17 protein-coding genes, 2 tRNA genes and 1 pseudogene are annotated in these 20,815 nt (G+C 61.5%); 14 read left to right on the forward strand and 6 right to left on the reverse strand.

The genetic code is table 11. The annotated features are described in order from the left end of the window. Nucleotides 1-89: 89 nt before the first annotated feature. Nucleotides 90-1,022, forward strand: coding sequence for a zinc ABC transporter substrate-binding protein ZnuA (gene znuA / locus J9885_RS10910; RefSeq protein ID WP_210549452.1), 933 nt, complete (start codon nucleotides 90-92; stop codon nucleotides 1,020-1,022). A gap of 76 nt (nucleotides 1,023-1,098) precedes the next feature. After that, nucleotides 1,099-1,770 (forward strand): transglutaminase-like cysteine peptidase, encoded by a 672-nt coding sequence (locus J9885_RS10915; protein WP_043809034.1) that lies wholly within the window; start codon nucleotides 1,099-1,101, stop codon nucleotides 1,768-1,770. Here the strand turns inward: J9885_RS10915 and J9885_RS10920 are convergent. Both J9885_RS10920 and J9885_RS10925 read right to left on the reverse strand, forming a co-directional pair. Beyond that, a pseudogene (locus tag J9885_RS10920) lies at nucleotides 1,765-2,706 on the reverse strand (TAXI family TRAP transporter solute-binding subunit). The gene J9885_RS10915 and the pseudogene J9885_RS10920 sit on opposite strands and share 6 nt — an antisense overlap. After that, nucleotides 2,703-3,998, reverse strand: a complete 1,296-nt coding sequence (locus J9885_RS10925; protein WP_210549453.1) for a LapD/MoxY N-terminal periplasmic domain-containing protein — start codon at nucleotides 3,996-3,998, stop codon at nucleotides 2,703-2,705. The pseudogene J9885_RS10920 and the gene J9885_RS10925 overlap by 4 nt, the downstream one beginning before the upstream one ends. Before the next feature lie 267 nt (nucleotides 3,999-4,265). On the opposite strand from J9885_RS10925, the gene mepM reads away from it, so the two are divergent. After that, a complete protein-coding gene (mepM, locus tag J9885_RS10930; RefSeq protein WP_210549454.1) occupies nucleotides 4,266-5,603 on the forward strand; it encodes a murein DD-endopeptidase MepM in 1,338 nt (445 codons plus the stop codon). Nucleotides 5,604-5,662: 59 nt separating this feature from the next. On the opposite strand, the gene J9885_RS10935 is transcribed toward mepM, so the two are convergent. After that, nucleotides 5,663-6,607, reverse strand: coding sequence for a D-2-hydroxyacid dehydrogenase (locus tag J9885_RS10935; protein ID WP_210549455.1), 945 nt, complete (start codon nucleotides 6,605-6,607; stop codon nucleotides 5,663-5,665). 160 nt (nucleotides 6,608-6,767) lie between these two features. On the opposite strand from J9885_RS10935, the gene J9885_RS10940 reads away from it, so the two are divergent. Then, a complete protein-coding gene (locus tag J9885_RS10940; protein ID WP_043757364.1) occupies nucleotides 6,768-7,349 on the forward strand; it encodes a YjaG family protein in 582 nt (193 codons plus the stop codon). Nucleotides 7,350-7,409: 60 nt separating this feature from the next. On the opposite strand, the gene J9885_RS10945 is transcribed toward J9885_RS10940, so the two are convergent. Then, nucleotides 7,410-7,889 carry a MarR family transcriptional regulator gene (locus J9885_RS10945; protein ID WP_043757386.1) on the reverse strand — a complete coding sequence of 160 codons (480 nt, stop codon included), beginning with the start codon at nucleotides 7,887-7,889 and terminating at the stop codon, nucleotides 7,410-7,412. Between the two features lie 164 nt (nucleotides 7,890-8,053). Here J9885_RS10945 and J9885_RS10950 point away from each other — a divergent pair, with 164 nt between their 5' ends. Beyond that, nucleotides 8,054-8,581 carry a hypothetical protein gene (locus tag J9885_RS10950; protein WP_043757388.1) on the forward strand — a complete coding sequence of 176 codons (528 nt, stop codon included), beginning with the start codon at nucleotides 8,054-8,056 and terminating at the stop codon, nucleotides 8,579-8,581. 9 nt (nucleotides 8,582-8,590) lie between these two features. Then, nucleotides 8,591-10,189: a BCCT family transporter gene (locus J9885_RS10955; RefSeq protein WP_210549456.1), complete on the forward strand. Its 1,599-nt coding sequence runs from the start codon at nucleotides 8,591-8,593 to the stop codon at nucleotides 10,187-10,189. A gap of 74 nt (nucleotides 10,190-10,263) precedes the next feature. On the opposite strand, the gene mutS is transcribed toward J9885_RS10955, so the two are convergent. Both mutS and J9885_RS10965 read right to left on the reverse strand, forming a co-directional pair. Beyond that, nucleotides 10,264-12,834: a DNA mismatch repair protein MutS gene (mutS, locus tag J9885_RS10960; protein WP_210549457.1), complete on the reverse strand. Its 2,571-nt coding sequence runs from the start codon at nucleotides 12,832-12,834 to the stop codon at nucleotides 10,264-10,266. 274 nt (nucleotides 12,835-13,108) lie between these two features. Further along, the gene (locus tag J9885_RS10965) at nucleotides 13,109-13,516 is read right to left on the reverse strand and encodes a Spy/CpxP family protein refolding chaperone (RefSeq protein WP_246876908.1); all 408 of its coding nucleotides are present in this window, start codon (nucleotides 13,514-13,516) and stop codon (nucleotides 13,109-13,111) included. 200 nt (nucleotides 13,517-13,716) lie between these two features. Between J9885_RS10965 and pncC the strand changes: the two genes are divergently transcribed. The 8 genes from pncC to J9885_RS11005 all read left to right on the forward strand — a co-directional run bounded on the left by pncC (nucleotide 13,717) and on the right by J9885_RS11005 (nucleotide 20,722). Beyond that, nucleotides 13,717-14,208 carry a nicotinamide-nucleotide amidase gene (pncC, locus tag J9885_RS10970; RefSeq protein WP_210549458.1) on the forward strand — a complete coding sequence of 164 codons (492 nt, stop codon included), beginning with the start codon at nucleotides 13,717-13,719 and terminating at the stop codon, nucleotides 14,206-14,208. Between the two features lie 80 nt (nucleotides 14,209-14,288). Next, nucleotides 14,289-15,353, forward strand: coding sequence for a recombinase RecA (gene recA, locus J9885_RS10975; RefSeq protein WP_043757404.1), 1,065 nt, complete (start codon nucleotides 14,289-14,291; stop codon nucleotides 15,351-15,353). Nucleotides 15,354-15,394: 41 nt separating this feature from the next. Beyond that, the gene (locus tag J9885_RS10980) at nucleotides 15,395-15,904 is read left to right on the forward strand and encodes a regulatory protein RecX (RefSeq protein WP_210549541.1); all 510 of its coding nucleotides are present in this window, start codon (nucleotides 15,395-15,397) and stop codon (nucleotides 15,902-15,904) included. Between the two features lie 261 nt (nucleotides 15,905-16,165). Continuing rightward, a complete protein-coding gene (gene alaS, locus J9885_RS10985; protein ID WP_134694915.1) occupies nucleotides 16,166-18,790 on the forward strand; it encodes an alanine--tRNA ligase in 2,625 nt (874 codons plus the stop codon). Nucleotides 18,791-18,806: 16 nt separating this feature from the next. Further along, nucleotides 18,807-20,054, forward strand: coding sequence for an aspartate kinase (locus tag J9885_RS10990; RefSeq protein WP_043757420.1), 1,248 nt, complete (start codon nucleotides 18,807-18,809; stop codon nucleotides 20,052-20,054). Between the two features lie 93 nt (nucleotides 20,055-20,147). Beyond that, nucleotides 20,148-20,336, forward strand: coding sequence for a carbon storage regulator CsrA (gene csrA, locus J9885_RS10995; protein ID WP_005315760.1), 189 nt, complete (start codon nucleotides 20,148-20,150; stop codon nucleotides 20,334-20,336). Between the two features lie 213 nt (nucleotides 20,337-20,549). Further along, nucleotides 20,550-20,642, forward strand: a tRNA-Ser gene (locus J9885_RS11000). A 3-nt stretch (nucleotides 20,643-20,645) separates the two neighbouring features. Further along, nucleotides 20,646-20,722, forward strand: a tRNA-Arg gene (locus tag J9885_RS11005). The last annotated feature ends 93 nt before the right edge of the window (nucleotides 20,723-20,815 follow it).

Below are 20,815 nucleotides of genomic sequence, written 5' to 3' on the forward strand. Positions count from 1 at the left end.
CTCCGGGGTTTACAGCCTGTGAGAGTTATAATATAACAGCGATGTTGGTTTGTTATATTATCACACACACACTCCCTGACGAGACCCCTATGCGAATTCTTGCCCTGATCACTGCCCTGCTGGCGGTGAGCCTGCCTGTCCGTGCCCTCGAGGTGCTGACCACCATCAAGCCCCTCGGCTTCATCGCGGCGGCGATCACCGACGGCGTGAGCGAGCCCACGGTGTTGCTGCCGACCGGCGCCTCCCCCCACGATTTTTCCCTGCGTCCTTCCGACATCCGCAGCATCAACGACGCCGGCCTGGTGGTGTGGGTTGGCCCTGAACTGGAAGGTTTCATGGCCAAGCCACTGGCAAGGCATCCCCATGCCCTGACTCTGACCCAGGTGCCGGGCATGCCCCTGTTCAACTACGCCACCCAGGCGAATCACGACGACCATGATCATGATGACCACGAGCATGGTGCCCATGAGCAGGGTGACCATGACGAAGGGCACGAGGGGCACCATCACGAAGGGGTGGATCCCCATCTCTGGCTGGGTCCGACCCAGGCCAAGGTGATCGCCAGGGCGATCGCGACCGAGCTGGGCAAACTGGATCCGGCCAACCAGGCTCGTTATGCCGCCAACCTCGCGGCGTTCGAGCACAAGGTAGATGCCAGGGACAAGGTGATCGCCGAGCAGATGAAGGTGGTCAACCAGAAGGGCTATTTCGTGTTTCACGAAGCCTATGGCTACTGGGAACGCCACTACGGCATGAGCTCCAGGGGGCACTTCACTGTGAGTCCGGAGCGTCGCCCCGGCGCCAAGACTCTGGTGGAGATCCGCAAGGCGCTGGAAGAGAAGAAGGCGAGCTGCATCTATGCGGAGCCACAATTCTCGCCGGCGGTGATCGAGTCGGTCGCCCGCAACACCGGGGCCAAGGTGCTGTTGCTGGATGAGGTGGGCGAGCAGGTGCCGCTCGGCCCGGATGCCTATCCGCAGTTCATGCAGCAGCTGGCCGACGCCTTCGCCCAGTGTCGTTGAGCCACGCCCGACATTTCTGATAGGACTGTCACTGCCAACTATACTGACCTCCAGCATCCGACATGGAGTGTCTGTTATGAAATGGTGGTTAGTTCCCGTCTGCACGTTGGCCCTGCTGGGCAACGTGCAGGCGTCTCGTCTCTCCAAGCACGTTGTCAGCCCCGAGCTCAAGGCAAAGATGCAGGCCGTCTATGGGGCAAGGGCTATCCAGCGAGCCGAAGCCTTTTCTCGCCTGCTCACGCCAAGGGCTGGTACGACGGACCAGCAGAAGCTGGAGCTGGTCAACAACTACTTCAACAATCTGACGTACAGCGAAGATCCCAGGCTGTGGGGAGAAGAGGACTACTGGGCCAATCCGCTGGAGTTTATCGGTGCCCGGGGGGGGGATTGCGAGGATTACAGCATCTCCAAGTACTACACCCTGATGGAGCTCGGCGTCGACGAGAAGAAACTGCGGCTGGCCTATGTGAAGGCGATCCGTTACAACCAGTTTCATATGGTGACGCTCTATTTCGCGACGACCAAGTCCGATCCCATGGTGCTCGACAACATCAATGGCCGCATCTTGCCGGGCAGTCAGCGTACAGATCTGCAACCTGTCTACAGTTTCGATGCCAGGAGCATCTGGATCATGAAGTCACGCCGTGATGGGACGCTGGCGGGGAGTGCCGATCGCCTGACCCAGTGGACCTCGATGCAGAGCCGCTTCTCCAGCGACCATCTGCGCACTCCCCGCCGCCAGCTATAGCTTGCCTGCCGCCTTCAACTCCTCGAAGTATTTTGCTGCTCCCGGATGCTGGGTGACGCTCAGCACCGGACCCACCTTGTTGCGGGCCTTGTGGAACAGGTTGGCGTAGCCGTAGGTCTGCTCGTTGAAACTGGTTTGCCGGCTCAGCATGGCTTTGGTCAGGCGATAGACATCTTCGTCTGGCGTGGCGGCATTGGTCACCAGGGTGGCGGCGATGGCAAAGGTCGGGGTTGCCTTGAGGTTGCCGGGATAGATACGCGCCGGCACCTGGCTGCGCTGATAATATTTGACCCCCTTGAGCAGCTGGTCCCGCGTTTCCCCCTCGATCGGCAGGAAGCGGATGGCGCAGCGTTTCGCGGTCTCCAAGACGATCCGGTTGGGGTGTCCCATCACCAGCCCATAGGCATCGATCTGCTTGCTGCACAGTGCTTCGGAAAGATTGGCCACGCTCTTCAGGTCGAGGTCCTGCTCTCTGGTGCCCAGTGCATTGAACAGTGCCAATGCCGTCTGGCGAGTGCCCGAGTGTTTCAGCCCCATGTCGATGGGCGCGAGCTTGAGCTGTGCCAAGGTGGTGATATCCCCATCGGCTCGCACCACTATGGTGAAGGGCTCGGCGTGGGTGGCGAAGAGCGTCCGCAATTCGGGTTGGGGTTTTTGGGCGAAAGGCCCGGTTCCGTTGCTGGCTTAATAAAGCCAGTCGGACTGGACGAGGGCGTAGGGTATGTCACCTGTCTGCAGCAGGTGCAGATTTTCGATGGAACCCGAACTGGCCTGCGGCTTGCATTGCGACCCGGGGTCACTCTTTTGGGCCAGCCGGCAGAACTCCTTGATGACCTGGTAATAGATGCCCTGCTCGCCCCCCGTGCCTATGGTCAGCATGGCGGCATGCAGACCGGGTTGCCACAGCAGGGCCAGCAACAGCAGCGGGGTTCTCATACGGCCTCCTGGGCATAACCATCGATGCCCCAGTTGCGCAGGGTGTCCACGTCGCTCACCTCGCTGGCTTCGGCGAGCAGGGTATAGCCGGAAGCATGGAGGCACTGGGAGAGCAGGTTCCAGTAGAGGGGGGCCTGGGTCAGCTGGCAGCAGATGAAGACGGGCCTGACGGGGTCGAGCCTGGCCAGGTTGTCGTTGCTCATCGGCACATTGCTGAAGGCCATCTCGACGCCTTGGGCTCGCAGTGTATCCAGTCGCTCCTCGGCGAGGGCAGGAAAGGCTGGCAGATCCCAGCGCCAGTCCAGGGTCCTGCCCCTGGCGCCGGCCAGCACGGGCGCGAACTGTGCCCAGTCGGGATGGCTGAGCAGACTGAGAGGCAGCTGGAGCCCCTCCGCCTTCTGGGCAAGCCAGTCGTGGATCAGGGACCGGATCTCGTCGGGCGAGCTGTCCGTGCCGGGGGGATGCTTGGGCAGGAGCCGGCTATATAGCCTGATGCTGCCCTGGGTGGAGACGAAGTGTTGCAGGTACATGTCACCTGCGGTGTCGGTCAATCCCGTCAACTTCTGATGGGCTGACGGGGTGACCTGCTTGCCGAGCTGGGTGATCTTGAGCCGTTGTTGCAGCAGATCCCGTTTGCGTTCCGAGACCAGCTGGTTGATGGACGCGACGACCTCCTTCAATTCGCGCAGCCAGGGAGTGGGCAGACTGCCGCTGAACTGGCGTTGGCGAAGCTGCGTCAGTTGCAGGCTGACTTGTTCGAGCGGGCGCAGCAGGCGATGGCATACCCAGGTGATGATGAGGGTAAAGACCAGCACACCGGCGAGCAGTGCGAGCCCGGTGCGGCTGATGGCATTCCACAGGTGCTGGTAGGCATATCCCTCGTGCCCTTCCAGAGTGAGGGTGCCGAGGATCCGCCAACCATCGGTCAGCTCCTGCTCCACCTTGACCGGTGGCATGTGGACCAGGGAGGGGAGCCAGCTCGGCACGTTCTGCTGTGCGGAGTGGAACACCCTCTGGAACAACGGCTGGCCATCCGGATCCAGCAAGACGACGGAGCTGACAAACCCACCGTCGAACATGGCGTTGACGATGGTTTCCGCGAGGACTTTGTCATCATTGAGCAGGGAGCCCTGCAGCACCAGACCGAGCGCCGTGATGGAGGTCTCAAGATTGGCGGACATCTGGTCGAGAATAGATTGCCGGACCGTGGTGATCTCCAGCAGCAGCAGCAAGGCGGCACCGATGGCGAACAGAACCACAATGATGATGTTTAACAATTTTGCCAATGACATACCCACTCCATGGAAATGTTTTTGCAACATGTGCGAGGCCAGGGGGCCACGCAACCGGACAGGGTTCTTAAAAATAGAAAAAAATGGCCCAAAACGACGATCATTTCTGCCCATGCTGGAAGGTTATGCATAAAATGTGAGTTTCGTGCATGTAGGTATGAACTTTTTGTAAGTATTTAGGTCTAACACCCAGATATTCGATTTTCATAATAAAAATTTATAAAGACAGACCCACAACCACCCTTAGATCTAATAACAGGATAGCGGATGAAACGTCTCCGTCCCTTGGTAGCGCAGGCTGCCAACTGGGAACCCCCGGTTCCCCGCAAACACTTTTACGCCATGCTATTGCTCACGGCCATGACGCTGTCAGCAGTAGCCGTATTGCCAGCTCCGGGTGACATCCTGGAGCGGCCACTGCGTCTGGAATTGCCGATCGCCACGACAGGCACGGCCACCAACGAAGACAACACCGACTTCAACGACATCCCGGATCACGAGTTGGTGGAGGCTGCGGCTCCGGATGATGACATTCCGGCCGATGTCACCCCCCAGTGGCAGGATTACCGGGTACGAAACGGCGAAACTCTCACCACCATCTTCAACAACCTGGGGCTGTCCACCACCACCCTCTACAAGGTGCTGGATGCGGATGCCAAGAACAATCTGGCTCGCCTCAAACCCGGTCAGACCATAGAGTTGCTGATCGATCAGGACAACATACTGCAGCAGCTCAAGATCCGCCTGAACATCAAGCAGACCCTGGTGCTGGAGCGCACGGATGACTCCTACAGCGCCAACATGCTCAACGAAGAGGTGGAGTGGCAGCAGAAGAGCTATGAGGGTGTCATCAATGGCAGCTTCTACGTTAGTGCCCGCAACGCAGGGATCCCGGCGAATCACATCCAGAAGATCGCCAACCTGTTCCAGTGGCGCATGAACTTTGCCAAGGATTTGAAAAAGGGCGACAAGTTCAAGGTGCTGGTGAGACAGGAGACGGTCGAGGGCAAGAGCACGGGCAACACCCAGTTGCTGGGGGTCGAAGTGCTCAGCCAGGGCAAGGCGGTGTCCGCCTGGTTGTCCGAGGATGGCAACTATTATGACGGTCAGGCGAACAGCCTGGAGCGCGGTTTCCGTCGTTACCCGACCCACAGCCGCTATCGCGTCAGCTCCAACTTTAACCCGGCACGACGCCACCCCATCACGGGTCAGGTGCGCCCTCATGAGGGGACCGACTTTGCCCTGCCGGTCGGGACGGCCGTCATGGCGACCGGGGACGGTGTCGTGCTCAAGGCCACCCGCCACCCGCTGGCCGGTACCTATGTGGTCATCAAGCATGGCCGTACCCTGACGACCCGTTACCTGCACCTGAGCAAGCTGCTGGTGAAACCGGGTCAGAGGGTGAAGATGGGGGACAAGATCGCGCTCTCCGGCAACACGGGCCGCTCCACCGGTGCCCACCTGCACTACGAGGTGCGGATCAACAACCGTCCGGTGGATGCCATGAAGGTCAAGCTGCCGATGGCGGAACCCCTCTCCGGCAAGGAGAAGCGCCAGTTCCTCGCAAAGGTGAAAAGCTACCGCAAGGAGATGGAGGCGGGTTGATCCTCCTCCCTCGCGCAAACGAAGGCCCCGCCAACTGGCGGGGCCTTTTCGTTGGGCGGCTAGTAGCCCTTGTCGAAGTCAATCCGGCCGTCGAGTTGCTGGCCGTCGATGAAGCGGATGTAGTTGCGGATGAAGATCTGGGCCACATCTTCGGGGAAGCTGTAGGCGCTGTTGTGGGGGGTGATGATGAGGTTGGGCTGGTGCCAGAGCGGGCTGTCGGCGGGCAGGGGTTCCTGCTCGAACACATCCAGCACCGCCGTGCCGAGCTGGCCGCCGCGCAGGGCTGCCAGCAGATCCCCCTCGTGGACCGCGCTGCCCCGGCCGACGTTGAAGAAGGTGGCGCCCGGCTTGCAGTGGTTGAAGCGATCGGCGGTGAACAGGTGGCGGGTCTCGCGGGTCGACGGCAGCACGCTGACGATGACGTCGGCCTGGGCCAGCAGCTTGTTCAGCGCGGGCAGCTGATATACCTGATCGAACCCGGCGCACTCATGGCCGCTGTGGCTGATGCCGAGCACCCTCATGCCGAAGTGTTTGCCGGTGTGAGCGATGTGCTGGCCTATGCTGCCGGTGCCGAGCAGCAGCAGGGTCTTGCCTCTCAGCCCCTGATAGGGGTGGCTTTGCCACAGCTTCTGCTGTTGCTGATCACGATAGAGCGGCAGCTGGCGGGTAAGACTGAGCAGGTGGCCGAACACGTATTCACTCATCAGCGGGCCGAAGATGCCGCGGACATTGGTGAGCAGGTAGTCACGGCGACAGCTCGCATCCAGCAGCACGTCGACCCCGGCATAGGTGGACTGGAGCCAGCTCAGCCGGCCGGCCTTGGCCAGCAGGGGTTTGGCCCGTGCCGGCTCGGCCATCAGGATGTGGGCATCGCCGATCAGTTTCTCGGCCTCGCCCTGGTTGTCGGCCCGAAGGATGCGCAGATGGGGTAGATTGGCCGCCTTGAGCAGACGCTCGTAGTGGTGGTTGTCCTGGCTGAGCAGAAGCAGGGTACGTTGGCTCATACTCTTGTTCCTTATCATGTTTATGGCAGGGCGATGAGGGTGCTGTTTCCATCTTACCCCAGTTGATCGGGCAAGAAAGTCGAGCAGGGCGCTTTTTCATTTTCGCCGCGCCCCTCGTGGGCTACAATCTGCCCCACATTTTGCAAAGGATCCGACTCCAGTGTTTGGTGACAAGTTTTATAAGCGACTGGCCGAGCTGCAACCCTGGCAGCAGACGGTCTACACCCTGGCGCTGGCAGAGCGCATGTACCCCAACTATGTGCTGTTTACCCAGGCGACCGGCTTCGGGGATGCAAAGGCGTTTCGCCACGCCCTGGATCAGATGTGGAACTACCTGACCGTCAAGGGATCCCGCGTCAATCTGGGCGCCATCCTGGAGGCGTTCGAGGTCTATATTCCCGAGCCCAGCAAGTTTGAATCCTATGGTGCCTATCCGGCGCTGGATGCCTGCGTGGCGCTGGGTTGTGCCTACAACTCGGTGATCTGCCGGGTGGGTGAGGAGGCGAACGACGCCAGCCATGCCTCGGTGGGGACGGTGGCGGGGTTCATCGACATGCTGGAAGGGCGCGAGCTGACCGACGAGGAGCTCTACGAGCACGAGCACATGGAAGCCGAGCTGGAGTTCCAGGTCGAGCTGCTCAAGCGGGTGGCTCACGAGCGCGACAGCGATCGCATCCTGGCCATCCGCAAATTTGCGGCTCAGGACGGTGTCTCCAACATCGGCATCAGTCTGGAAGAGTGAGCCTTTTCTTCAGGCCTCCATAAAAAAGCTCCCGTCAGGGAGCTTTTTTATGGCCGGCGTTCAGGCCCGCTCTTCGGTCAGGGGGCGGACGCTCAGCACCGGGGCCGCGTCGATGCCGTCGGCATTCATCATGGCCGAGATGCGCTGCAGGGAGGAGAGCAGCAGACCCTGCTCCCAGTTTTCCAGGGCCTGGAAGCGCTGGATGAAGCTCTCCTGCAGCGGAGTGGGGGCCTGGGCGAGCAGGGCGCGCCCTGCGTCAGTCAGGGTCGCATGGACCTTGCGCTTGTCGGTATCGCTGCGGATGCGCTGTACCAGCTGACGGCTCTCGAGCCGGTCCATGATGGTGGTCGCGGTGGCCTGACTCATGTTGGTGTGATCCGCCAGTTGGCGCATGGAGATCTGGCCCAGCTCGTCGATCCCCTTGAGCAGCAGGAGCTGGGGCGACGTCAGTCCGGCCTCCTTGATCAGGCGTTTGGAGTGCATGTCGATGGCACGGATGATCTGGCGCAGTGCGATCAGCACTTCATCATGTTTTTCCATGGGAGTCCGGGTCATTGCAGGGCTGTGGAGAGGCGCAAAATTCTCCACCTAATTCACCATCGGGTCAATATGGTTTTTGGTGTAATCATTTCTACTCTAAACAATCTTGTGTTAGGTTATTGAACCCTTTCCCCATGAAAACCCGATATTTAAGGAGTGACATCATGCATGACGACCTGGATATCAAGTCCCTGGTTGCCGACCTGCGCGTGGTCAGAGTTCGTTATGAACTGCCGGATACTGCGGCTTTCGTACGTTATCAGCCCGCCTATGACGAGGACCCCAACAACCTCAAGGTGCATCACTATGATGGCGAGTTGCCCCTCTCCTGCAGCAATACAGGTTCTTTCAGCCTAAAGGAGTTGGTCAATGAACTGCGCTATGCCTATGTGCTGGTGCACCTCTTCCCCGACGAGAGCGCCATGAACTTCTACCTGGCGGGTCTGGACAACGGCCTGGCCCAGCTCGAGTTCATCGGCGGCTCTTACGATTTCAACCGCCTCTGGATCACCAGCGGTGTCTCCAGCCTGGGGGTCCCCATGGCCATCTTCCTCGGCAAGCGCCACGCGGTGAACGGTCAGCCGTCCGTCAGCCTGGTGGATCACCGTGAGCAGGTCGCCGGTCGACTGGTCTATCGCGCCATCGGCGGTGCGGGTGATCACGTGGGCGAAGACTTCTTCAACAACGACTAAGGAGGGTTGATGAGAGCAACCAAAGGGCTATTGAAAGGCCTCAATCCCACCATGGCCATGACGGCCCTGACCGTCGTGACCCTGTTCCTGCTGTTTGGTGTATTTGATCCCGACACCGCGGGCACCTGGTTCACTGGCGCCAAGGACACCATCATTGCAGGCTTCAAGTGGTACTACATCCTGGTGGTCGCCCTGTTCCTGTTCTTCGCCGTCTATCTGATGTTCAGCCGCTTTGGCAGCATCCGGCTGGGCGACGACGACCAGGTACCGGAGTTCGGCTACTTCGCCTGGTTCTCCATGCTGTTCAGCGCGGGCATGGGGATCGGCCTGGTGTTCTGGAGCATCGCCGAACCCATGTACCACCTGCAGGGCAATCCCTTCGTCACCGAAGGCATGACCCCGGAGGCGGCGCAGATCGCCATGCGTCTCACCTTCTTCCACTGGGGCCTGCACCCCTGGGCCATCTACGTGATCGTCGGCCTGTCGCTGGCCTTCTTCAGTTACCGGCGCAAGCTGCCGCTGGCCATTCGCTCTGTGCTCTACCCCATCCTCGGCGATCGCATCTACGGCTTCTGGGGCCACGCCGCCGACGTGCTGGCGGTGTTCGGCACCGTGTTCGGGGTGGCAACCTCCCTCGGCCTCGGGGTCTCCCAGATGAACACGGGCCTCAACCAGATGTTCGGCATGGAGGTCTCGCAGGCGAACCAGCTCTGGCTCATCGGGGGCATCAGCCTGATCGCGACCCTGTCGGCCATCTCCGGTGTCGGGCGCGGGGTGAAGATCCTCTCCGAGCTCAACATCTGGCTCAGCGTCTTCGTCCTGGCCTTGTTCCTGGCGCTGGGCCCGACCACCTATATCCTCAATGCCTATGTGCAGAACATCGGTGACTACCTGCAGAACATCGTCCGCCTGAGCTTCTGGACCAACACAGAGGCGAACGGCACCTCGGCCTGGCAATCGAGCTGGACCGCCTTCTACTGGGGCTGGTGGATAGCCTGGGCTCCCTTCGTCGGCATGTTCATCGCCCGCATCTCCAAGGGACGTACCATCCGCGAGTTCGTGCTCGGCGTGCTACTGGTGCCCTCCCTGCTCGGCATGCTCTGGCTCACCGTTTTCGGCGGGACCGCCATGCACCTCGAGCTGTTCGGCTCGGGCGGCGTCGTAGACGCGGTCAACCAGGACGTCACCCTGGCGCTCTACAAGACGGTGGAGTTGCTGCACTGGGAGACCTTCGGCTGGATCGCCAAAGGGGTGCTGACGCTGCTCATCTGCACCTACTTCATCACCTCCAGCGACTCGGGCACCCTCGTCATCACGACCCTGCTCTCCATCGGGGATCAGGATCCCCCCGTGCTGCACCGCGCGGTCTGGGGGCTGGGTCAGGGGCTGGTGGCGGCCATTCTGCTGGTCTCCGGCGGTCTGGCCGCCCTGCAGGCGGCCAGCATCATAGCCGCACTGCCCTTCTCCCTGATCATGCTGGCCATGTGCTACTCCCTGATGCTGGGCCTCAAGCAGGAGAGCCAGCGCCAGTTCGAATACCGCCAGAACCTCAAGCGCCACGATGGCTCCAGCCACATGAGTCTGATGGACAGGATAGGGCCGGCCTGATGACAGGCAGAACCATGACAACGAAAAGGGGAGCCTCGCGGTTCCCCTTTTTTTATGGCTGTGTTGGTGACGGGTTACAGCATCTGCTTGAGGCGATAGAGCAGATCCAGGGCCTGACGCGGGGTCAGCTCGTCCGGGCGCACCGCTTCCAGCTCCTCCACCACGGGATGGCTCTGGGGCGGCAGGGCGACCGGGGTCGGGCGCACTTCGCCGGCGGCCACCGGGGTGGTGCTCTCCAGCTCGTGCAGTTTGTGGCGGGCCTGCTGGATCACCGATTTCGGCACTCCCGCCAGAGCGGCCACCTGCAGGCCGTAGGAGCGGCTCGCCGCCCCCTCCTGCACCGCGTGCATGAAGGCGATGGTGTCACCGTGCTCCACCGCATCCAGATGGACGTTGGCAAGCCCGTTCATCAACTCCGGCAGCCGGGTCAGCTCGAAGTAGTGGGTGGCGAACAGGGTGTAGGCGCCAATCTTGCTAGCCAGCTGCTCGGCGCAGGCCCAGGCCAGGGACAGGCCGTCATAGGTGCTGGTGCCGCGGCCGATCTCGTCCATCAGCACCAGGCTGCGGGCGGTGGCGTTGTTGAGGATATTGGCGGTCTCGGTCATCTCCACCATAAAGGTGGAACGGCCGGAGGCGAGATCGTCCGACGCCCCGATCCGGGTGAAGATGCGGTCGATGGGGCCGATGCGGGCGCTGTCGGCAGGGACGAAGGCGCCGATATGGGCCAGCAGCACGATGAGCGCGGTCTGGCGCATGTAGGTGGACTTACCCCCCATGTTGGGGCCCGTGATGATCAGCATCCGCCGCTCCCGCTCAAGCCGGATGGGGTTGGCGATAAAGGGATCCGTCATTACCTGCTCCACCACCGGATGGCGGCCCGCCTCGATCAGGATCTGATCCTCGTCGATGAGGGTGGGGCAGCGGTAGTCCAGGGTTTCGGCCCGCTCCGCCAGGTTGGCCAGCACGTCCAGCTCCGCCAGGGCGGCGGCGGACTCCTGCAACTCGCCAAGGTGGGGCAGCAGGGCATCGAGCAGATCCTCGTAGAGGCGCTTCTCCAGCGCCAGCGCCTGGGCCTGGGCGGTGAGCACCTTGTCCTCGTACTTCTTGAGCTCGTCGATGATGTAGCGTTCGTTGTTCTTGAGGGTCTGGCGGCGGATGTAGTGAGCCGGCACCAGATGGCTGTTGGCGCGGCTCACCTCGATGTAGAAGCCGTGTACCTTGTTGTAGCCCACCTTGAGGGTGTTGATGCCGGTCAGCGCCTTCTCACGCTCCTCGATGCGGGCCAGGCTCGCGGTAGCGCCGTTGGCCAGATCCCGCAACTCGTCCAGATCAGTGTTGAACCCTTCACGGATGACGCCGCCATCGCGGATGAGCACAGGCGGCACCTCCATCACGGCGCGTTCCAGCAGGTCATGCAACTCGGGGAAGGTGCTGGCCCGCTCGCGCAGCTGCTGCACCGCCTCGTGCTCGCTCTCGGCCAACAGCCGCTGCAGTTCGGGCAGCTGGGCGAAGGCCTGGCGCAGGCGGGTGAGGTCACGCGGGCGGGCGGAACGCAGGGCCAGGCGCGCCAGCACCCGCTCCACGTCACCGACCTGGCGCAGCAGGCCGCCGAGATCGTCATAGAGGTTCTGCTCGATAAGCTCCTTGATGGTGCTCTGGCGGCCTTTGAGGATCACCCGGTCGCGGATCGGCTGGTGGATCCAGCGCTTGAGCAGCCGGCTCCCCATGGGGGTGGCGGTGCAGTCCAGCACGGCGGAGAGGGTGTTGTCGTGGCCGCCGGCCAGGTTCTGGGTCAGCTCCAGATTGCGGCGGGTGGCGGCGTCCATGATGACGGCGTGATCGGGCTGCTCGAGGCGCACACTGCGGATATGGGGCAGGGCGGTGCGCTGGGTGTCTTTCACGTACTGCATCAGGCAGCCAGCGGCGCACAGGGCGGTCTCGCTCTGCTCGACGCCGAAGCCCACCAGATCCTGGGTGCCAAACTGCTGGCACAAGAGCTTGCGGGCGGTGCCGAGTTCGAATTCCCACTCCGGGCGGCGGCGCAGACCGCGGCGACCCTCGACGTGGCGCAGGAACTCGAAGGATTCGGGGTAAAGCAGCTCGGCCGGGTTGGTGCGCTGCAGCTCGGCCAGCAGGGTCTCTTCCTTCTCGAACTGGTTGATGAAGAAACGGCCGGAGCCAATGTCCATGGTACCATAACCGAAGCGGCGGCCGTCGTGGTAGACGGCGGCGATCAGGTTGTCCTGACGCTCGGTGAGCAGCGCCTCGTCGGAGACGGTGCCCGGGGTGATGATGCGAATGACCTTGCGCTCCACCGGCCCCTTGCTGGTGGCCGGATCCCCTACCTGCTCGCAGATGGCGGCAGACTCACCCAGCTGCACCAGCTTGGCCAGATACCCCTCGATGGCGTGATAGGGCACTCCTGCCATCGGAATGGGGCTGCCCGCCGACTGGCCGCGCTTGGTCAGGGAGATATCTAGCAGTTGGGAGGCCTTGCGGGCATCGTCGTAGAAGAGCTCGTAGAAGTCGCCCATGCGGTAGAACAGCAGGATCTCCGGGTTTTCTGCCTTGAGGGTCAGATACTGCTGCATCATGGGGGTGTGAGCGCTGAGATTGGCGCTGCTGACTGGGTGCTGTGCTGTCATGTGCTTTTCCAGAAGGTGCTCTGGCAGGCAAGCGTCTGCCATCATGGGTCTGAATCTGGAGGCCATTCTACATGCTCGGGGGCGGATGGTGAGGGGGAATCTCCGTCTTGGGGGTAAAGCCGGCGTCCTAGCCTGGCTTGGTCGCAGCTTGCGGGGTCGGGGAGGGGCTAAGAGAGGGGGCTCCTGAGCCTTGTTCAACCGGGGCAGAAGAGGAGGAACAGACAAAATCCCCGCATCGGCGCGGGGATCGGGGTCAGAGGAGGGAAACCGCCTCTCAGTACATCGCCTCGCCGCCGTTCAGCATCTCGTGCAGCTTGGCTTTCTGCTCCGGTGTCAGCACCTGGCTCACCTCGAACAGGTAGTGGGCGCGATAATAGCGAGCTTCGGCCTGTACGTCGCTGATGGTTTGCAGCTGTTTCTTGGCGGCCGCCTCGTCCCACTTGCCGGACTTGATCATGTTGACGATGACGTCCTGGCCGATGGCATCGAGCTTGACGGCTCCCAGGTCCTTGGCTGCCTGCTCACGCAGTCCCTTGATCTGCTCCATCTGCGCGTTCGAGAGGTTGAGCTCCTGGGCCAGGGTTGTCTCGGTCTGCAGCTCCGGGGTTGCCTCGGCTGCAAAACCCTGGGTGGTGGCGCAGAGGGCGAGGGCAGCCATGGCGGCTTTGAACGGGTGTTTCATCGGTGTGTTCTCCTTTTCTGTCACGGGGTGAAACCGCACGCATGACGGTGCCATGAGATGATACGAGGTGCCCTTGTACTGGAGCTTAAGCCGTGACAACTTGCTGACGCGCCCGAACCCGGGTCGGTTGCCCGGGGGGCGGGGCAACTGCATAATGAGCCGCATATTTCGCCCTGCAAGGGGCAACTGAGGAGATGACGATGGGACTTGAGGCAGAGATCACCCGTTTATCCCAGGAGCTGGGCGAAGCATTGCTGGCCAAGGGCTGGCTGGCCGCCACGGCGGAGTCCTGTACCGGCGGCGGCGTGGCCACGGCCATTACCGATATCGCCGGCAGCTCGACCTGGTTCGATCGCGGCTTCGTCACCTATACCAACGAGGCCAAGCAGCAGATGCTGGGCGTCAGCATCGACAGCCTGCTGCGCCACGGCGCCGTCAGCGAGGCGGTGGTACTGGAGATGACCCGAGGCTGCCTGGCCCGCTCCGATGCGGGGATCTGCGTGGCCATCAGCGGCATCGCCGGGCCCGGCGGCGGTAGCGACGAGAAGCCGGTCGGTACCGTCTGGTTCGCCTGGGCGGATCGCACCGGTCGCCATCACTCTCTGCTCGCCCGTTTCGACGGGGATCGCCATCAGGTTCGTCGGCAGGCGGTCAGACAGGCCTTGTCCGGACTGCTGGCCCTGCTCAAATAAATTGGGCTTGATACTGTATGCATAAACAGTATACTTAGCCCAACTTCACTTCTTCATCACGATTCCCAGCGGAGATTGGCATGGATCAGAACAAACAGAAGGCACTGGCGGCTGCGCTGGGCCAGATCGAAAAGCAGTTTGGCAAAGGCTCCATCATGCGTCTGGGCGACAGCAAGACCATGGACATCGAAGCCATCTCCACCGGCTCCCTCTCCCTGGACGTGGCGCTGGGGATCGGCGGTTTGCCGTGCGGCCGTATCGTCGAGATCTACGGTCCGGAATCCTCCGGCAAGACCACGCTGACCCTGCAGGTGATCGCCGAGGCCCAGAAGAAGGGCAAGACCTGCGCCTTCGTCGATGCGGAGCACGCCCTGGATCCCGTCTACGCCGCCAAGCTGGGGGTCAATGTCGACGACCTGCTGATCTCCCAGCCGGATACTGGTGAACAGGCGCTGGAGATCTGTGACATGCTGGTGCGCTCCAACGCCGTCGACGTCATCATCGTCGACTCCGTGGCCGCCCTGACGCCGAAAGCGGAAATCGAAGGGGAGATGGGTGACTCCCACGTCGGCCTGCAGGCTCGTCTGATGTCCCAGGCCCTGCGCAAGTTGACCGCCAACATCAAGAACGCCAACTGCCTGTGCATCTTCATCAACCAGATCCGGATGAAGATCGGCGTCATGTTCGGTAGCCCGGAGACCACGACCGGTGGTAACGCGCTCAAGTTCTACGCCTCCGTGCGCCTGGACATCCGTCGTACCGGCGCGATCAAGGAAGGGGACGAAGTGGTCGGCAACGAGACCCGCGTCAAGGTGGTCAAGAACAAGGTGGCTCCCCCCTTCAAGCAGGCCGAGTTCCAGATCTTCTACGGTGCCGGCATCTCCAAAGAGGGCGAGCTGGTGGACCTGGGGGTCAAGCACAAGCTGATCGACAAGGCCGGTGCCTGGTACAGCTACAACGGCGAGAAGATCGGTCAGGGCAAGGCCAACGTCATGAAGCTCTTCTCCGAGAACAAGGCGCTGGCTGGCGAGGTAGAAGCCAAGCTGCGCGAGCTGCTGCTCTCCGGTGCTGCGCCGGTGGAGGAGAAAGCCTCCGCCGCCGAGTACGACGAGTTTGAAGCCGAAAACGAACAAGAGTTCGAATAAGAGCAAAAGGAAGGCCGGGTTGATACCCGGCCTTGTCATTTATGGTTGATGAATCCGTTACCGACCCTGCCGAGCCCGTCGAACCCACCTTTGAGGAGCAGTTGGCCGCCGCCCGCGCCTTCGCCATGCGCAGCCTGGCACGGCGCGAGAGCGCCGAGTCGGAGCTGGCCAGGCGCCTGCGTCAGCAAGGCTTCAAGGAGGAAGTGATCGACGCCGTGCTCGACTACTGTCGCGGCTATCACTGGATCGATGACGAGCGCTACGGTGCCATGGCGGTGCGTGCGGGCGCCGCCAAGGGGCATGGCCCGCTCAAGATCTGCTTCGACCTGCGCCGCAAGGGGCTGAGCGATGTCCAGATTGATGCCGCCTTCGAGCAACCCGAGCTGGACTGGTTCGAGCTTGCCCTGGCACTGCTGGCGCGGCGTGCCCGGGCCGCCGATCTCGCCGACTTCAAGTTGCGCATGAAATGGCTCAAATACTTGCTTGGCCGGGGGTTCACGCAAGATCAGGCTCGCTATGCCCTCTCTGCCTTGCAGGAGGAGGGGGAGTAGACACGTCTTGGTGTGCGGTGGGCGGCTCCCTCGCTCGCACGACCATGTTTGTACTCCCATTGACCCCTCCGATTGCTGCCAGAGGGCTGCCAGTGTCAGCCGGCCGGCCCCCTTTTACGCCCCGCTTGCCAACGCGTCCCTCGCCGCCGTATCCGTTGCGGGCTTTTTCATCCGCAAGGGGCCCGCGCGTTTTACTTTACCCGGCAGAAAACTTACATTAATGCGGTTAAAAGTCCGTATTCGAATCAAGCAGGATTTTCCATGTATATGTCCACGTCAGAGATACGCGCCGCGTTTCTCGAGTATTTCCGCTCCCAGGGGCACCAGGTTGTCACCTCCAGCTCGCTGGTACCGCACAATGACCCGACCCTGCTGTTCACCAACGCAGGGATGAACCAGTTCAAGGACGTGTTCCTTGGCGCCGACAAGCGTGCCTACAACCGCGCCACCACGGCCCAGCGCTGCGTGCGGGCGGGCGGCAAGCACAATGACCTGGAAAACGTCGGCTATACCGCGCGTCACCACACTTTCTTCGAGATGCTGGGCAACTTCAGCTTCGGTGACTACTTCAAGCAGGACGCCATCCGTTTTGCCTGGGAATTCCTGACCGGTACCCTCAAGCTGCCCAAAGAGCGCCTGCTGGTGACCGTCTATGAAACGGACGACGAAGCTTTCAACATCTGGGCGAACGAGATCGGCGTACCGGCCGATCGCATCGTGCGCATCGGTGACAACAAGGGCGCCGCCTTTGCCTCCGATAACTTCTGGCAGATGGGCGATACCGGTCCGTGCGGTCCCTGCACCGAGATCTTCTATGATCACGGCGACCACATCTGGGGCGGCCCTCCCGGTTCACCGGAAGAAGACGGCGACCGTTTCATCGAGATCTGGAACGTGGTCTTCATGCAGTTCAACCGTCAGGCAGACGGCACCATGGAGCCGCTGCCTCGTCCGTCTGTGGACACCGGCATGGGCCTGGAGCGTATCTCCGCCATCATGCAAGGCGTGCACTCCAACTACGAGATCGACATCTTCCAGGCGCTGATCAAGAAGGCTGCCGAGATCGTCGGCACCACGGATCTGAGCAACCAGTCCCTGCGCGTCATCGCCGACCACATTCGCTCCTGTGCCTTCCTGGTGGCTGACGGTGTCATGCCCTCCAACGAAGGCCGGGGCTATGTGCTGCGCCGCATCATCCGCCGCGCCGTGCGTCACGGTCGCAAACTTGGCGCTACCGAGGTCTTCTTCTACAAGCTGGCGGCCGAGCTGGCGGTGCAGATGAAGGACGTGGCCGAAGAGCTGATCGCCCAGCTGCCCCTGGTCGAGCGCGTGCTGCGCATCGAGGAAGAGCAGTTCGTCCGCACCCTGGACAGGGGGCTGCTGCTGCTGGAAGACGCGCTGGCGAACCTCGGCGACGCCAAGGTCATCCCAGGTGAGGTGGTGTTCAAGCTCTATGACACCTATGGCTTCCCGGCGGATCTGACCGCCGACGTGGTGCGCGAGCGCGAGATCGGCATCGACGAAGAGGGCTTCAAGGTCGAGATGGAGAAGCAGCGCGCCCGCGCGAAAGAGGCCTCCAGCTTTGGCGTGAACTACAACGAGGTCCTGAAACTCGATTTCGAGACCCCCTTCACCGGCTACAAGCAACTGAGCCAGACCACCCAGGTGGTCGGCATCTACAAGGATGGCGTCGAGGTCAATGGTCTCATCGCCGGTGAAGAAGCCGTGATCGTGCTGGCCGAGACCCCCTTCTATGCGGAGTCCGGTGGCCAGGTAGGCGACAGCGGCATCCTCAAGGTGGACGACGGCATCTTCGCCGTGACCGATACCCAGAAGGCCGGCAAGGCCATCATTCACAAGGGTTATCTGGAGCTGGGCACCCTGGAGAAGGGCGCCGAGGTCGAGGCCGTGGTCGATGGGGAGCGCCGTCAGGCCGTGGCCCTGAACCACTCCGTGACTCACCTGCTGCACGCGGCCCTGCGCCAGGCGCTGGGCGAGCATGTGACCCAGAAGGGCTCTCTGGTGGGTGCCGAGCGCATGCGCTTCGACTTCTCCCACTTCGAAGGCCTGACCATGGCGACCATCCGCCGGGTCGAGGAGCTGGTCAACGCCCAGATCCGTGCCAACCACGAAGTGGCTACCCAGCTGATGAACCTGGACGCGGCCAAGGCGGCCGGCGCCATGGCGCTGTTTGGCGAGAAATACGAAGACGACGTGCGCGTCGTGCGCATGGGCGACTACTCCACCGAGCTGTGTGGCGGTACTCACGCCAAGCGTACCGGTGACATCGGCTTCTTCAAGATCGTCGCCGAGAGCGGTATTGCCGCTGGTGTGCGTCGTATCGAAGCCGTGACCGGCAAGGGTGCCATCGACTTCATGCACCAGATGGGTGAGCAGATCGAAGAGGCGGCCGCCCTGGTGAAGGGGGATCAATTCTCCATCGTCGACAAGGTGCGCCAGGTGCTGGACAAGGCCAAGATGATGGAGCGCGAGCTGGAACAGCTCAAGGCCAAGCTGGCCGCCCAGGCCGGCAACGACCTGCTGAGCCAGGTCATCGAGATCAATGGCCAGAAGGTGCTGGTCGCGGCGCTGGAAGGGGCTGATCCCAAGTCCCTGCGTGGCATGCTGGACGAGCTGAAGAACCAGATGAAGTCCGGTGTCGTACTGCTGGCAACCAGCGGCGACGGCAAGGTGAATCTGATTGCCGGCGTGACCAATGACCTGACCGGCAAGGTCAAGGCTGGCGAGCTGGTCAATCTGGTGGCCCAGCAGGTGGGTGGCAAGGGCGGTGGTCGTCCGGACATGGCACAGGCGGGTGGTACCCAGCCTGAGGCGGTGCCGGCAGCGCTGCAATCCGTTCACTCCTGGCTGGAAGAGCGCCTGTAAGCGGGCGAGGTGATCTGTGGCACTCTTTGTTCAGAAGTACGGTGGAACCTCGGTCGGGACGCTGGAGCGGATCGAGGCAGTCGCCGATCGCGTTCAGCTGACCCGTGCCCAGGGACATGACGTGGTGGTGGTCGTTTCCGCTATGTCGGGCGAAACCAACCGGTTGCTGGGCATGGCCCAGCAGCTGGATCAGGATGCCAATCGGCGCGAGATGGATGTACTGATCTCGACCGGTGAGCAGGTCACCATAGCGCTGCTGGCGATCGCGTTGAACAAGCGCGGTTGCCCTGCGGTTTCGATGACCGGCGATCAGGTCCGTATCCACACCGACTCCGCCTATGGCAAGGCGCGCATCACCCGGATCGACACCGAGCAGGTTCAGGCCGAGCTCGGTGCCGGCAAGGTGGTGGTGATCGCCGGCTTCCAGGGGCGTGATGAGCACAATGCCATCACCACCCTGGGGCGTGGTGGTTCGGACACCACGGCCGTGGCCGTGGCAGCGGCCATCAAGGCCGACGAATGCCAGATCTTTACCGATGTGGATGGTGTCTACACCACGGACCCGCGCATCGAGCCCAAGGCGCGTCGCCTCGACACCATCACCTTCGAGGAGATGCTGGAGATGGCGAGCCTGGGGGCCAAGGTGCTGCAGATCCGTTCGGTGGAGTTCGCGGGCAAGTACCGCGTGCCGTTGCGGGTGCTGTCGAGTTTTGTCGACGGAGAGGGAACCTTAATCACATATGGAGGTGAGAGGATGGAAGCACCCCTGGTATCCGGCATTGCGTTCAATCGCAACGAGGCAAGCCTGACCATTCTGGGTGTGCCGGACAGGCCGACGGTGGCGGCGCAGATCCTGAATCCGATCAGCGATGCCAACATAGATGTCGACATGATAGTGCAGAACACCATGGGGGATGGCACCGCCGACTTCACCTTCACGGTGAATCGCGATGACTACCGCCGGGCCCGCGCCTTGCTGGAGGAGACCGCCACCCAGCTGGGGGCCGCCTGCGTGCAGGGCAACGGGGAGATCGCCAAGGTCTCCATCGTCGGGGTCGGTATGTGGAATCATCCCGGCGTCGCTCGCACCATGTTCAAGGTATTGGGCGAGGAGGGGATCAACATGCAGTTGATTTCCACCTCTGAAATCAAGATATCCGTGGTGATTGACGAGAAGTACCTGGAGCTGGCAGTGCGTTCATTGCACTCGGCGTTCGGGCTGGATAATGAGCCTCATGAGCAGCCCTTGGGAAACAATCCCTGATTGATTTAGTTTCAACCATTTACCATATCGGTATCTTTGTAAGATAATGGTGCATATCGATATAAATACAAAACAGGATACAGGAGCAAGCGAATGCTTATTTTGACTCGTCGTGTTGGGGAAACCCTGATGATTGGTGACGAAGTGACCGTGACCGTACTGGGCGTCAAGGGTAACCAGGTGCGTATCGGTGTGAATGCACCGAAAGAGGTCTCCGTACACCGCGAAGAGATCTACATGCGGATACAGGCCGAGAAGGTACCGGGTCAACCGAACTTCTAAGCGGTACAGCTAGCAGCTATCAGGCGACATCTCATGTGTCGCCTTTTGTTTTTCCGGGCCCCGGCAATCGGCCTGCAGGGCGCGGTGGAACTGGGTAAGTGTCGATATTGCTTGAATATTCCACTCTTTGGCCAAATGCTGAGCGAACGCTCTGTTTTCTCCAAAAAAGTGTTTGACTAAAAATTCCTGTGAAGTATTATCAGCCCCGCAAACGGAGAGGTGGCCGAGAGGCTGAAGGCGCTCCCCTGCTAAGGGAGTATGCGGCTTATACCCGCATCGGGGGTTCGAATCCCCCCTTCTCCGCCATTAGCGCCCGTAGCTCAGCTGGATAGAGTACCTGGCTACGAACCAGGTGGTCAGAGGTTCGAATCCTCTCGGGCGCACCATATTCGACTCTTGGAGAGTCATGTGTTGACCATCAGCAAGTCGGCACTGAAAGAAGGCTTACTGTTGAGTAAGCTTTTTTTATCGCTTTAAAT

It is taken from the genome of Aeromonas sp. SrichE-2G, assembly GCF_017939565.1.
Taxonomy (GTDB): Bacteria; Pseudomonadota; Gammaproteobacteria; order Enterobacterales; family Aeromonadaceae; genus Aeromonas; species Aeromonas taiwanensis.

What these genes read in the sequence shown, in the direction of transcription:
- J9885_RS10950 (WP_043757388.1), top strand. Translation starts at nt 8,054, where the DNA reads ATGCATGACGACCTGGATATCAAGTCCCTGGTTGCCGACCTGCGCGTG.
- mutS (WP_210549457.1), bottom strand. Translation starts at nt 12,834, where the DNA reads ATGACAGCACAGCACCCAGTCAGCAGCGCCAATCTCAGCGCTCACACC.
- J9885_RS10935 (WP_210549455.1), bottom strand. Translation starts at nt 6,607, where the DNA reads ATGAGCCAACGTACCCTGCTTCTGCTCAGCCAGGACAACCACCACTAC.
- J9885_RS10980 (WP_210549541.1), top strand. Translation starts at nt 15,395, where the DNA reads ATGGTTGATGAATCCGTTACCGACCCTGCCGAGCCCGTCGAACCCACC.
- J9885_RS10945 (WP_043757386.1), bottom strand. Translation starts at nt 7,889, where the DNA reads ATGGAAAAACATGATGAAGTGCTGATCGCACTGCGCCAGATCATCCGT.
- J9885_RS10965 (WP_246876908.1), bottom strand. Translation starts at nt 13,516, where the DNA reads ATGAAACACCCGTTCAAAGCCGCCATGGCTGCCCTCGCCCTCTGCGCC.
- J9885_RS10955 (WP_210549456.1), top strand. Translation starts at nt 8,591, where the DNA reads ATGAGAGCAACCAAAGGGCTATTGAAAGGCCTCAATCCCACCATGGCC.
- J9885_RS10915 (WP_043809034.1), top strand. Translation starts at nt 1,099, where the DNA reads ATGAAATGGTGGTTAGTTCCCGTCTGCACGTTGGCCCTGCTGGGCAAC.
- recA (WP_043757404.1), top strand. Translation starts at nt 14,289, where the DNA reads ATGGATCAGAACAAACAGAAGGCACTGGCGGCTGCGCTGGGCCAGATC.
- alaS (WP_134694915.1), top strand. Translation starts at nt 16,166, where the DNA reads ATGTATATGTCCACGTCAGAGATACGCGCCGCGTTTCTCGAGTATTTC.
- mepM (WP_210549454.1), top strand. Translation starts at nt 4,266, where the DNA reads ATGAAACGTCTCCGTCCCTTGGTAGCGCAGGCTGCCAACTGGGAACCC.
- pncC (WP_210549458.1), top strand. Translation starts at nt 13,717, where the DNA reads ATGGGACTTGAGGCAGAGATCACCCGTTTATCCCAGGAGCTGGGCGAA.
- csrA (WP_005315760.1), top strand. Translation starts at nt 20,148, where the DNA reads ATGCTTATTTTGACTCGTCGTGTTGGGGAAACCCTGATGATTGGTGAC.
- J9885_RS10925 (WP_210549453.1), bottom strand. Translation starts at nt 3,998, where the DNA reads ATGTCATTGGCAAAATTGTTAAACATCATCATTGTGGTTCTGTTCGCC.
- znuA (WP_210549452.1), top strand. Translation starts at nt 90, where the DNA reads ATGCGAATTCTTGCCCTGATCACTGCCCTGCTGGCGGTGAGCCTGCCT.